Origin of the sequence: Burkholderia orbicola (genome assembly GCF_900100915.1) — a bacterium.
Classification (GTDB): domain Bacteria; phylum Pseudomonadota; class Gammaproteobacteria; order Burkholderiales; family Burkholderiaceae; genus Burkholderia; species Burkholderia orbicola.
In genome coordinates, this window is record NZ_FNKW01000002.1 from 1,158,254 (window position 1) to 1,171,031 (window position 12,778).

At 67.9% G+C, this 12,778-nt stretch carries 11 protein-coding genes; 5 read left to right on the forward strand and 6 right to left on the reverse strand.

The genetic code is table 11. From position 1 onward, the window contains the following. Nucleotides 1–58: 58 nt before the first annotated feature. From BLS50_RS22100 to BLS50_RS36015, 3 genes are all read right to left on the reverse strand, one after another. Nucleotides 59–304, reverse strand: a complete 246-nt coding sequence (locus BLS50_RS22100; RefSeq protein WP_074804087.1) for a DUF3717 domain-containing protein — start codon at nucleotides 302–304, stop codon at nucleotides 59–61. Between the two features lie 266 nt (nucleotides 305–570). Beyond that, a complete protein-coding gene (locus BLS50_RS22105) occupies nucleotides 571–2,106 on the reverse strand; it encodes an amino acid permease (protein WP_012338562.1) in 1,536 nt (511 codons plus the stop codon). A gap of 405 nt (nucleotides 2,107–2,511) precedes the next feature. Beyond that, entirely contained in the window at nucleotides 2,512–2,754 is a 243-nt protein-coding gene (locus BLS50_RS36015) for a hypothetical protein (protein WP_176934231.1), read from the reverse strand. Between BLS50_RS36015 and BLS50_RS22110 the strand changes: the two genes are divergently transcribed. The 4 genes from BLS50_RS22110 to BLS50_RS22125 all read left to right on the forward strand — a co-directional run bounded on the left by BLS50_RS22110 (nucleotide 2,693) and on the right by BLS50_RS22125 (nucleotide 7,821). Continuing rightward, the gene (locus tag BLS50_RS22110) at nucleotides 2,693–4,225 is read left to right on the forward strand and encodes a sensor domain-containing diguanylate cyclase (protein ID WP_074804089.1); all 1,533 of its coding nucleotides are present in this window, start codon (nucleotides 2,693–2,695) and stop codon (nucleotides 4,223–4,225) included. The two genes, BLS50_RS36015 and BLS50_RS22110, sit on opposite strands and share 62 nt — an antisense overlap. Nucleotides 4,226–4,373: 148 nt before the next feature. After that, nucleotides 4,374–5,444: an FUSC family protein gene (locus BLS50_RS22115; RefSeq protein ID WP_011548292.1), complete on the forward strand. Its 1,071-nt coding sequence runs from the start codon at nucleotides 4,374–4,376 to the stop codon at nucleotides 5,442–5,444. A gap of 318 nt (nucleotides 5,445–5,762) precedes the next feature. After that, nucleotides 5,763–7,100: an argininosuccinate synthase gene (argG, locus tag BLS50_RS22120; protein ID WP_074804090.1), complete on the forward strand. Its 1,338-nt coding sequence runs from the start codon at nucleotides 5,763–5,765 to the stop codon at nucleotides 7,098–7,100. A gap of 223 nt (nucleotides 7,101–7,323) precedes the next feature. Then, nucleotides 7,324–7,821: a P-loop NTPase family protein gene (locus BLS50_RS22125; protein ID WP_074804092.1), complete on the forward strand. Its 498-nt coding sequence runs from the start codon at nucleotides 7,324–7,326 to the stop codon at nucleotides 7,819–7,821. Nucleotides 7,822–7,941: 120 nt separating this feature from the next. Here the strand turns inward: BLS50_RS22125 and BLS50_RS22130 are convergent, their stop codons facing one another. Together BLS50_RS22130 and BLS50_RS22135 are read right to left on the reverse strand one after the other, a co-directional pair. Beyond that, entirely contained in the window at nucleotides 7,942–9,252 is a 1,311-nt protein-coding gene (locus BLS50_RS22130; RefSeq protein ID WP_074804094.1) for an MFS transporter, read from the reverse strand. A gap of 177 nt (nucleotides 9,253–9,429) precedes the next feature. Further along, the gene (locus tag BLS50_RS22135; protein ID WP_074804097.1) at nucleotides 9,430–10,512 is read right to left on the reverse strand and encodes a tartrate dehydrogenase; all 1,083 of its coding nucleotides are present in this window, start codon (nucleotides 10,510–10,512) and stop codon (nucleotides 9,430–9,432) included. Between the two features lie 108 nt (nucleotides 10,513–10,620). Here BLS50_RS22135 and BLS50_RS22140 point away from each other — a divergent pair, with 108 nt between their 5' ends. Continuing rightward, nucleotides 10,621–11,541 carry a LysR substrate-binding domain-containing protein gene (locus tag BLS50_RS22140; protein WP_011548296.1) on the forward strand — a complete coding sequence of 307 codons (921 nt, stop codon included), beginning with the start codon at nucleotides 10,621–10,623 and terminating at the stop codon, nucleotides 11,539–11,541. Nucleotides 11,542–11,772: 231 nt separating this feature from the next. Here BLS50_RS22140 and BLS50_RS22145 read toward each other — a convergent pair whose 3' ends face one another. Continuing rightward, complete coding sequence (locus BLS50_RS22145; protein WP_011548297.1) at nucleotides 11,773–12,777, reverse strand: LysR family transcriptional regulator; 1,005 nt, start codon at nucleotides 12,775–12,777, stop codon at nucleotides 11,773–11,775. Nucleotide 12,778: the final 1 nt, after the last annotated feature.

Genomic DNA, 12,778 nt, shown 5'->3' on the forward strand with positions numbered 1-12,778 from the left:
AGCCGCGAGGCTTCCCGTTCGTTCACCGACGCCGCGCCGCGGCATCGCGCCGACCGCATCACACCTCGGTCGCGTACAACGCGTCGCGCTGCTCGGGGCTCAGCGAGTCGAGCGGCACGTCCGGCAACTGATAGCAGATCATCGTGCCGTACAGCTCGGCCAGGCAGTTGCTGCCGGCGTCGAGTGCGTAGCCGTCCTCGCCGTCCGGCGCCGGCGGGTACACTTCGCGCCACGCATTGATCGCGGCTTCGATTCGCACGATGGAAACGGGTCCGGCCTTCCGCTCGGCGGGTGATGCGCTCATGGATTCCTCTGGGTTGCGCGCTCCGTGGGCCATATCGGCCCGGATGGAACGATGAAAACGCCGGGCATCTCGCCGGCCGCCGCGCGTCGCGCGCGCCGGATGCCGATCCGCGCCGCGCCTGTCGCGCCGGCCGGGCCGTGGCCCGGTAGGGTCGGGCAATATAACCGGCTTTGACCCCGTGCAGGCAATAGCCGGGCAAAAAAAACGGGAAGCACGCAGCTTCCCGTTTCTCGTCGCCCGTCGCGCGGCCGCGTGCCGCGCCGGCGTCATCCCGTGGTTTCGCGGTTCGCCACCGGCGGCCGCTGCGCGCCGCGGCTCGCGGCGATCCACGGCGCGATCTCCATATCCTCGTAGCGCACGAACCGGCTCTTCTTCAGGAACCGGAAGCCGAGCCACACGACGACGAACAGCGGAATGCCGACATAGGTCGCGGCCACGCCGGCCCAGTCGATCCGGTTCGCGAGGAACGCCTGGTAATCCTGGCCGAGCGCGATCACGAGGCACAGCACGAACGCGAACAGCGGGCCGAACGGGAACCACTTCGACTGATACGGCAACTGGTCGAGCGAGTAACCCTGCTTCACGTAGCCCTTGCGGAACCGGTAGTGGCTGACCGCGATGCCGAGCCACGCGATGAAGCCTGTCATCCCCGATGTATTCAGCAGCCACAGGTACACGGTCTTGTCGCCGTACAGCGACGTGAAGAAGCACAGCGCGCCGACGGCGGTGGTCGCGTACAGCGCGTTGCGCGGCACGCCGCCCGGCGACAGCTTCGCGAACACCTTCGGCGCGCGGCCTTCGGTGGCGAGGTTGTAGAGCATGCGCGTCGACGCGTACATGCCCGAGTTGCCGGCCGACAGCACGGCCGTCAGGATCACCGCGTTCATCACGCCGGCCGCGAACGCGAGACCCGCGTGGCGGAACACCAGCGTGAACGGGCTCACGCCGATGTCGGTCACGTCCGTCTTCAGCAGGTTCGGGTCGGTATACGGAATCAGCACGCCGATCACGAAGATCGCGAACACGTAGAACAGCAGAATGCGCCAGAACACCTGGCGCACCGCGCGCGGAATCGTCGTGCGCGGGTTTTCCGATTCGCCGGCCGCGACGCCGATCAGCTCGGTGCCCTGGAACGAGAAGCCCGCGATCATCGCGACGCCCATCAGCGCCGGCAGGCCGCCCGCGAACGGGGCGTCGCCGATCGTCAGGTTGCCCCAGCCGTTGGCCGGCGCACCCTTCAGAATGCCGAAGATCATCAGCAGCCCGACGCCGATGAACGCGACCACGGTGACGACCTTGATCAGCGCGAACCAGTATTCGGCTTCGCCGAAACCGCGCACGGTGAGCGCGTTGAGCAGGAACATCACGGCGAGGAACGCCGCGCTCCACCACACGCCCGGCACGTCCGGAAACCAGTAGTGCATCACGAGCTGCGCGGCCACGAGCTCCACCGCGATCGTCACCGCCCAGTTGTACCAGTAGTTCCAGCCGAGCGCGAAGCCGAAGCCTTCGTCCACGTATTTGGCGCCGTAGGTCGCGAACGAGCCCGACACCGGCATGAACGCGGCCATCTCGCCGAGGCTCGTCATCAGGAAGTACACCATCAGGCCGATCAGCATGTACGCGACCATCGCGCCGCCGGGGCCGGCCTGCGAGATCGACGCGCCGGACGCGACGAACAGGCCCGTGCCGATCGAGCCGCCGATGGCGATCATCGTCAGGTGGCGCGCCTTCAGCGCGCGATGAAGCTTGGGTGGGTTCGCGGAGGAACCGGGTGGGTCGGAATTCGGAATGGCGGACATAAACGAGACGAACGTTGAGCAGGCCGGCATCCGTAGCCGGCGCATGCGGTATCGGAGCGCGGGGCGCGTCCTGCGATGCATTCGATGCGGCCCCGATACGCGTTGCGCGGCGGGCGCCTGCGGCGAAGCGCGGATTCTACCTGATTCGATAGAGGGACAGCTGCGCTCGCCCCGCCCGCCGCCACCGCCGCGGATTTTGCAGAATCAACGGGTTGGCCGTGTCGGCCGCGCCACTGCCGCCCGGCGTCGCGAAACCCTCGATGATGATCGGGTCATTCGATTTTCATTTCCCCCGCCGCGCGTAATCCTGTCTCGATCCGCCAAATACCGGATTCAATACGCAAAATCGACCGATCAGCGCGTTATTAATCAGACGAAAAGGCCGACACTGGTCATTGATTCAAATCAAATCGCCCGCGCGCACTGCAGTAATGATGCGTAACCGTTTCGAATCGCCGTCGCCGCATGCATGTTTTGCATGCGCGCGCGAATTTCAGGAATTCGCGGGATAATGACGCTTAATTCGAAATAATCAGCGCGTGGAACCGCCAATGACGCGAGTAGCCGCCGCCCGCCACCCCCGAGGATGAAGTCATTCCCGCTGCCCGCCACGCTGCGCCGCCATACCGCGTCGATCGTGGCACGCATTCTGTCGCCCCGCGGCGTACTCGTGGCGGGCATCGTCCTGCTGATGTTCAGTTGGGGACTTTCCACGTCGCTATTAATCGAGGCGCGACGCGACGCGTATGGCCATGCGGTCGAAAATGCGCGCAACCTGATGCTGCTGATCGAACGCGATATCGCGCGCAATATCGAACTCTACGATTTGTCGCTGCAAAACGTCGTCGATGGCGTGGCCGATCCGGAACTGATGACATTGCCGCCGCGCCAGCGCCACCGGCTACTGTTCGATCGCGCGGCGACCGGCGCCTATCTCGGTTCGATTTTCGTAATGGATGCGCACGGCAATATCGCGATCGATTCGAGCGCATCGCCCGCGCGACAAGGCAATTTCGCCGACCGCGACTATTTCACCGTGCACCGCGACCGGCTCGCACCCGGCCTCTACATCAGCCGGCCGTACGCGTCCCGGCTGCGCGGCGGCGCGTTGACGATCGCGCTGAGCCGCCGGATCAACCGGCCCGACGGCACCTTCGGCGGGATCGTCGTCGGCACGCTCAGCATCGACTACTTCCGCGCGCTGCTCGACGGCCTCGCGGTCGGCCGGCACGGCAGCGCGGCGATCGTCGAGGACAACGGCACGCTCGTATCGCGCCTGCCGTACGACACCCGGGTGGTCGGCCTCGACCTGCACGACTCGCCGCTGTTCATCGACGCGCAACGCAGCCGCACCGGCGAGCTGACCGGGGTCGGCGCCATCGACGGCGTGCGGCGCGTCTATGTTTACAAGCATCTCGCCGGGCTGCCGCTGATCGTCGACGTCGCGCCCGCCGAGATCGACATCTACGCGTCGTGGCACCACCGCGCGATCTGGACCGTCGTGCTGATGAGCCTGTTCACCGCGTTCATCGCGTGGGGCTCGCTCGCGCTGTCGCGCGAGCTGAAACGCCGGCAGGAGGCCGAAGCGAAGCTGTACCGGCTCGCGCACACCGATTCGCTGACGGGCCTCGACAACCGCGGCACGTTCGACACGGTGCTCGCGAAGGAGACCCAGCGCGCGTCGCGCAGCGGCCGGCCGTTGTCCGTGCTGTTCGTCGACGTCGACCACTTCAAGGCGTTCAACGACTACTACGGCCACCCGGCCGGCGACGACGTGCTGCGCCAGGTCGCGCAGTCGCTGTCGCGCTGCCTGCGCCGCGACAGCGATCACGTCGCGCGCTACGGCGGCGAGGAATTCGTCGTCACGCTGCCCGAGACCGACGGGCCAGGCGCGGCCACCGTCGCCGAGGGCATCCGGCGCGCGATCGCGGAGCTCGGGATCGAACACGTGAAGAGCCAGTACGGGCGCGTCACGGTCAGCATCGGCACGGCCACCGCCGACGACGGCCGGATGAACGCCGCGACGCTGTTGCGGCGCGCCGACGAAGCGCTGTACCGCGCGAAGTCGGGCGGCCGCAACCGCGTGCTGGACGCGCAGTCGACCGCGGCCGACGCGTGACGCGCCGTGCCGTGGCCGGATGCGGCTGCCCGGCGGCCCCGCCGTGGACAGCCCACCCATGTTCGGCTAGCGTTACGTCTGCTGCGCATGCGGCGCGGCGCCGGCCCGCGCGGGCCGCCGTGCGCGTTCCGGCCACTTCCGCTTCGTCATGACCGCTCCGCTCCCGACCCGACTGCCGCCGCTCGTGCGCCACGCGCTCCGCCCGCTGCTCGACCCGTACCGCCGCTACCGGCACGCGAAGCTGATCCACGCGGCGCGCGTCGCGCTCGCGGTGCTCGTGTCGATCGCGCTGTCCACGGGGCTGAATGTGCCGCATGGCGAGTGGTCGACGATCACCGTGCTGATCGTCGTCGGCGGGCTGCAGCATCACGGCAACATCCGCAAGAAGGCGGCCGAGCGCGCGCTCGGCACGTCGATCGGCGCGCTGGCGGGGCTCGGGCTGATCCTCCTCTACTCGTTCCTGCACGCGCCGTTCGCGATCTACCTGCTGATGGCCGTCTGGTGCGGCGTCTGCGCGTATCACGCGATCGGCAAGGCCGGCTACATCGCGCTGCTGTCGGCGATCACGATGGTGATCGTCGCGGGGCACGGCGACAACGAGATCGTCGACGGCCTGTGGCGCGCGGTGAACGTGCTGGCCGGCATCGCGATCGCGCTGGCGTTCTCGTTCGCGCTGCCGCTCTACGCGACCTACTCATGGCGCTACAAGCTCGCCGACGCGCTGCGCGCGTGCGCGGCCGTGCATGCGCGGCTCGCGGGCGACCGTCAGGTCACCGACGATGCGCACCTGAAGGAAATGGCCGCGCTGAGCACGCTGCTCGTGCAGTTGCGCTCGCTGATGCCGTCGGTGTCGAAGGAATGCGAGACGTCGATGACGCAGCTCGAGGCGATCCAGCGCAGCCTGCGCCTGTGCATCGGTTATCTGGAGATCCTGTCGAGCGCGCTGCCGGCCGCCGACGACGTGGCGGCCCGCGAATACATGCGCGTCGAGATGAAGACCTTGAACCGGCGCATCCGCGACACGCTGGTCGGCGCGAGCCGCGCGCTCAAGTTCGGCACGCCGAGCCGGCTTGCCCCGCGCCGGCGGCCGGTCGACCCGCTGCACGACGCGCCGCCGCCGCAGTTGTCCGGCTACGTGTCGATCACGGCCAAGCTGGCCGGCGAAGTCGATCAATTGCGCGAGCGGCTGCTCGATACCGCTCGGTCGTGGAATATCTGAGGGGCCGGATGGGTGCGCAATTCTTTCATATGCCTTTCGATGAAATGAAGCGACGCGCCGAGGAGCGCGAACTGGGTTGACGGCCGATCCGGCCCCGGAAATCCGGCCGGCGGCCGGCTTGTCCGCGCGCGTTTCGGCGGCGATACAACGCCGTCCGGCACGGTGTTCTCCAGCCGGCTCACCGCCCGTCAGGCCCGCCGCGACAGGCGCGACGCCGGTTCCGCACCAAAATCAACCCTTGCCCCAACTTCCCGGACAGCCGATACTCGCATATTCCGCGAAATACGATCCCACCGGCTTCAATCCACGGTAATTCCTATGAGCACGATTCTCGAAAGCCTCCCGACCGGCCAGAAGGTCGGTATCGCCTTCTCCGGCGGCCTGGACACCAGCGCCGCGCTGCACTGGATGAAACTGAAGGGCGCCGTCCCGTACGCATACACGGCGAACCTCGGCCAGCCCGACGAAGACGATTACGACGCGATCCCGAAGCGCGCGATCGAATACGGCGCAGCCGGCGCCCGCCTGATCGACTGCCGCGCGCAGCTCGTCGCCGAAGGCATCGCGGCGCTGCAAAGCGGCGCGTTCCACATCACGACGGCCGGCGTCACGTACTTCAACACGACGCCGATCGGCCGCGCCGTGACCGGCACGATGCTCGTCGCCGCGATGAAGGAAGACGGCGTCAACATCTGGGGCGACGGCAGCACGTACAAGGGCAACGACATCGAGCGCTTCTACCGCTACGGCCTGCTCGTGAACCCGGATCTGAAGATCTACAAGCCGTGGCTCGACCAGACGTTCATCGACGAGCTCGGCGGCCGTGCCGAAATGTCCGAATTCATGAACCAGGCCGGCTTCGCATACAAGATGTCGGCCGAGAAGGCGTATTCGACCGACTCGAACCTGCTCGGCGCGACGCACGAAGCGAAGGATCTGGAAAGCCTCGAAAGCGGCATCAAGATCGTGAACCCGATCATGGGTGTCGCGTTCTGGCGCGACGACGTGAAGATCGCCGCCGAGGAAGTGACGGTGCGCTTCGAAGCCGGCCAGCCGGTCGCGCTGAACGGCGTCGAGTTCAAGGATCAGGTCGAGCTGCTGCTGGAAGCGAACCGCATCGGCGGCCGCCACGGCCTCGGCATGAGCGACCAGATCGAGAACCGGATCATCGAGGCGAAGAGCCGCGGCATCTACGAAGCCCCGGGCCTCGCGCTGCTGTACATCGCGTACGAGCGTCTCGTCACCGGCATCCACAACGAAGACACGATCGAGCAGTATCGCGAGAACGGCCGCCGCCTCGGCCGCCTGCTGTACCAGGGCCGCTGGTTCGACCCGCAGGCGATCATGCTGCGCGAAACCGCGCAACGCTGGGTCGCACGCGCGATCACCGGCGAAGTGAAGATCGAACTGCGCCGCGGCAACGACTACTCGATCCTGAGCACGAAGTCGCCGAACCTCACGTATCAGCCGGAACGCCTGTCGATGGAGAAGGTGGCATCGACGTTCTCGCCGCGCGACCGGATCGGCCAGCTGACGATGCGCAATCTCGACATCACCGATACGCGCGACAAGCTGCGCGTGTATTCGCAAGTCGGGCTGCTGACGCCGGGCGAAACGTCGGCGCTGCCGCAGATCAAGGGCGACGGCGACAATTAAGTCGCGTCGTTCGACGCCGTGCCGCATCGTCGTATGCGGCACGGTCGGGCAGGCTGCCCGTGTAGCGCATCGTTACGCACGCAGCCTGCCGCTTCCCCTCCCCCCTTTCCCCGCCTGTCCGCTTTCCCGCCGTATTCGCATCCCGCCGCGTGACACCTCAACGGCACTGCACCGCCGCGCCAGTCATGGCAAGCTGCGAATCGTCCGATTCCTGCGTCGACTCATGACCATCCTGACTGTCATTCACCTGAACGGGCCGATCAACAGCGGCAAGACGACGATCGGCCTCGCGCTCGCACGCGTGCTGCCCGATGCGCGCTTCATCGACGGCGACGATCACGATGCGCCCGAAGACGCGCCGTTCGACGTGCAATGGGCGATCGCGCTCGAACGCCTCGTCACGCAGATCACAACCGCACGCGAACGCCATCTGGTCATCGCCTATCCGATCGGCGAAGCGGAATTCGAACGGCTGCGCGTGGCCTGCGACGCGTGTGACGCGCGCTTGTTCGTCGTCACGCTCGCGCCGCCCGAAGCGGTCGCGGCGTCGAATCGCGGCTCGCGTGCGTTGACGGACTGGGAGCGCAACCGGATCGCCGAGATGTATCGGGAGGGGTATGCGGCGCGGGCGTTCAGCGAGATGGTGCTGGATACGTCCGATGCGACACCCGATGCGTGTGCGGCGCGCATCGCGCGGCAGGTCGCGGCGACGGCCTCGTAGCGGCTCCCGTGCGCGAACATGGACTGACGCCACGCACCGCTGATCGCGCGCCGCCACGCATGAAGCCGGACGGGTACGCCACGCGCCCGTCCGGCCGCCCCGCATCGCACATTGCCGCGCTTACGAGTGATGCCGCACGCCCGGCACGGCCGCTTCCCGCGCCCCCTTGCGGCTCAACATCAGCGTGACGACCGCCGACACCGCGAGCGTGCCGGCCACCACGTACAGCCCCGCCGCATACCCGCCCGTCGCGTGCTTGAGCCAACCGATCGCGAACGGCCCGACGAACCCGCCGAGATTGCCGATCGAATTGATCATCGCGATCCCCGCCGCCGCACCGGCCCCCGACAGGAACGCACTCGGCATCGCCCACAGCGGCGCCTTCGCCGCACTGATCCCGATGTTGACGACGACCAGCGCGAGCACGGTCAGCAGCGCCGTGCTCGCCTGCCCCGCGAACACGAAGCCGATACAGGCCAGCATGCACGGAATCACGACGTGCCACGTGCGCTCGCCGGTGCGATCCGAATGCCGCGCCCACCCGATCATCGCGACCACGGCGGCGATGCTCGGAATGCCGGTCAGCAGGCCGGTCTGCAACGCGCTGAAGCCGAACTGCTTGACCATCAGCGGCGCCCACAGCCCGAGCGTATAGAGCCCCGCCGACGTGCCGAAGTAGATCAGCGCGAGCGCCAGCACACGCGGGTCGCGCAGCGCCTGCCACGCACCGGCCGTGTGCCCGGCGTGCGTGTGGCGCGCGTCCGCTTCCGTTTTCAGCTTCGCGATCAGCCAGTCGCGCTCGTCGGCGCGCAGCCACGCGGCCTGCGACGGCGCATCGGTCAGGCGCTTCAGCACGACGAAGCCGAGCGCGACCGCCGGCAGCGCTTCGACGATGTACAGCATCTGCCAGTCGGCGAGCCCGAACATCGGCGGCATCTGCATGATCGCGCCCGACAGCGGCGAACCGATCGCGGTCGAGATCGGCGCGGCCGCCATGAACCACGCGGCGGCCACCGCGCGCTGCTTCGCGGGAAACCACAGGCTCAGGTACAGGATGATGCCGGGGAAGAAGCCGGCTTCCGCCACGCCGAGCAGGAAACGCAGCGCGTAGAAGCTGGTCGGCCCGGCCGCGAACGCGGACACGGCCGACACGATGCCCCACGTGATCATCACGCGTGCGATCCAGATGCGCGCGCCGACACGATGGAGAATCAGGTTGCTCGGTACTTCGAACAGAAAATAGCCGATGAAGAACAGGCCGCCGCCGAACCCGAATGCAGTCGGCGACAGGCCGATCGCGTTGTTCATCGTCATTGCCGCGAAGCCGACGTTCACGCGATCGAGAAAGCTGACGAAGTAAAGCAGCATCACGAACGGAATGATGCGCCACATCAGTTTCCGCGCGACGCGGGTTTCCAGATCCGCTTGCATGTGTCTCCTCCTTCGAGGTCGGGCCGTACGCCGTCGGTCGGTGGACCGCGAGCGCCGGCCGGCGCCCGGCTCGCGTCGGATGCGCGAGTCGCGGGCAGAAAAAATGCGTGAGTAAAACGAACGGTCGGCGCCCGGGTGGCTGCGCACGCGCGCGGGGCCGCCCGCCCCGCACCGCCGTCAGGCCGCGACCGCCGCGTTCGCGACGCGCTCGCAGACGGCCGCCGTCACCTGCGCGGTCGTCGCGCTGCCGCCGAGGTCGCGCGTATGCAACGACGGGTCGGCCGTCACGGCCTCGATCGCATGCATCACGCGCGCGGCCGCTTCCGTCTCGCCGAGATGTTCGAGCAGCATCACGACCGACCAGAACGTGCCGACCGGATTCGCGAGCCCCTTGCCCATGATGTCGAACGCCGAGCCGTGGATCGGCTCGAACATCGACGGATAGCGGCGCTCGGGATCGATGTTGCCGGTCGGCGCGATGCCGAGGCTGCCCGCGAGCGCGGCGGCGAGATCGCTGAGGATGTCCGCGTGCAGGTTGGTCGCGACGATCGTGTCGAGCGACGCCGGGCGGTTGACCATGCGTGCGGTCGCCGCGTCGACGAGTTCCTTGTCCCACGTCACGTCGGGAAACTCCTGCGCGATCTGCTTCGCGATCTCGTCCCACATCACCATCGCGTGCCGCTGTGCGTTGCTCTTCGTGATCACGGTCAGCAGCTTGCGCGGCCGCGACTGCGCGAGCCGGAACGCGAAACGCATGATGCGTTCGACGCCGGCGCGCGTGAGGATCGACACGTCGGTCGCGGCCTCGATCGGATGGCCCTGGTGCACGCGGCCGCCGACGCCCGCGTATTCGCCTTCGGAGTTCTCGCGCACGATCACCCAGTTCAGGTCGTCCGGCCCGCAGCGCTTCAGCGGCGCGTCGATGCCGGGCAGGATGCGCGTCGGGCGCACGTTCGCGTACTGATCGAAGCCCTGGCAGATCTTCAGGCGCAGGCCCCACAGCGTCACGTGGTCGGGCACGTCCGGGTCGCCCGCGGAGCCGAACAGGATCGCGTCCTTGCCGCGCAGCGCGTCGAGGCCGTCGGCCGGCATCATCGCGCCGTGCCGGCGGTAGTAATCGGCGCCCCAGTCGAAATCGTCGAACTCGAACGCGAAACGGTCGCTGCCGCGGGCCAGCGCTTCCAGTAGTTGCTTGCCGGCCGGCACCACCTCCTTGCCGATGCCGTCGCCGGGAATCGTTGCGATACGGTAGGTCTTCATGCGGACATCCTCGATTGATCGTGAGCGTGAACGCACTTTACCGAACCGGGAGTGTGTAAACCGGGGCTATACTCAAAGCATCTTTAACTTCAATTCACGAATCCCGTCATGGCGGATACCGTCCAGCCGGCCGATCTCGGCTTCTTCTCGACGCTGGCCGCGTCGGGCAGCCTGAGCGCGGCCGCGCGCGAACTCGGGCTGACCGCGGCGGCCGTCAGCAAGCGGCTCACGCAGATGGAGCGGCGCGCGGGCGTGACGCTCGTCAATCGCACGACGCGGCGGATGATGCTGACGCCCGAAGGCGACGTGTACCTGGAATACGCGCGCCGGATTCTCGACCAGATGGACGAACTCGGCGAGCTGCTCGGCAGCGCGAAGCAGCGGCCGAAGGGGCTGCTGCGCGTGAATGCGACGCTCGGGTTCGGGCGCAGCCACGTCGGCCCGGCGATCTCGCGTTTCGTCGCGCGCTATCCGGAAGTGTCGGTGCAGTTGCAGCTGTCGGTGATGCCACCGCCGCTCACCGACGACGCGTTCGACGTGTGCATTCGCTTCGGCGAGCCGCCCGACACGCGCGTCGTCGCGCGGCGGCTGGCGCCGAACCGCCGGCTGCTGTGCGCGGCGCCCGCGTATCTCGCGCGGCACGGGGTGCCCGGCACGCCGCACGACCTGACGCGGCACAACTGCATCGGCATCCGGCAAGGCGACGAAGGTTACGGCGTGTGGCGCCTGACGAGCGGGCGCGGCGCGGCCCGCCACACGGAAGCCGTGCGGATCAACGGCAACCTGACGACGAACGACGGCGAGATCGCGGTGAAGTGGGCGCTCGACGGGCACGGCATCCTGATGCGTGCGGAATGGGATCTGCGCGACTATCTCGCCGACGGCAGGCTGGTGGTCGTGCTGCCCGATCATGAAACGCCGAGCGCCGACATCTACGCGGTGTATGCGCAGCGTCACCAGATGTCCACGCGGATTCGCGCGTTCGTCGACTTCCTGGCGGAAGAATTGGGGCGGCTCAGGGCGGTGTAGCGCGCCCGTTCCATACGCCGTGTGTGTCGGGTGTCGATGCGTGATGCACGCGCACACCCCGACTCGCCCTATACGGCTGCACGGCTGGCCGTTCGGCCCCCGATGAAAATATTCCGGCGAATTTCGTGCTGAATCGCCAAAATATTTATATCGTTCGATACAGATCGGATGGATGGCCGGCGCGTTCCGCCTCGCGAACGCTGCTCGAGGTCTTCCGTCAGTCTGCTGCCGTCACGCCACCGCTACCAGTCCGCTGTAGCGATCGCCGGTAGCGGCTGCACCCGGCAGCGCCGGCCGCCACCCCACCGCCCCCGCCGCCGCCAGCCCTTCCTGCTCGTAGCCAGCCTGCACGAAACGCTCCGCGATCCAGTCGACGAACGCGCGCACGCCGGGCGACACGTGCGGCCGCTTCACGTAGACGGCCGACACGGCCAGCGCATCGGGTTGCCAGCCCGCCAACACTTCCCGCAGCCGTCCCGCATCGATCAGCGGCTGCGCGGCAACGCGCGTCGGCTGGATCAACCCGAGGCCGTGCACGCCGCAGGCGAGATACGCCTGCTCGTCGTCCACGCTGACGATGCCGTCGAGCCGCACCTTGCGTACCGCGTCGTCCACCACGAACTCGAGCTCCGCCGAACGCTGGCCGAACACGTGCGACCCGCCCACCGCGCGATGCGCGCCCAGATCGTCGGGCGTGCGCGGCACGCCGAAGCGGTCGAGATACGCGGGGCTCGCGCACGTCACGCGTTCGAGCGAGCCGAGCCGGCGCGCGACGAGCGACGAATCGGGCAGCGCACCGAGCCGGATGCTGCAGTCGATCGCGTCGCCGATGCGGTCGCCCGCGCGCCCGGCCACGGCAAGCGTCAGCTCGAGATCGGGATGCCGCGCATGAAATTCGCCGAGCGCCGGCAACACGATCGTGCTCGCCACCGACGCCGGCAGCTCGACGCGCAGCGGCCCGCTCGGATGCAGCGCGGCGCCGCGGATGCTGGCTTCGAGCTCGTCGACGTCCGCCGTGATGCTGACGCAGCGCCGGTAATACGCGTCGCCTTCGGGTGTCGGCCGCAACGCGCGCGTCGTGCGCACCAGCAGCGGCATGCCGAGCGCCGCTTCGAGTTCCTGCACGGTGCGCGTGGCGGTGGCGCGCGAAATGCCGAGCGCCTGCGCCGCGCGCGTGAAGCTGTTCATTTCGACGATGCGCGTGAAGATGCGCATCGCGCGGATCGGATTGTCCACC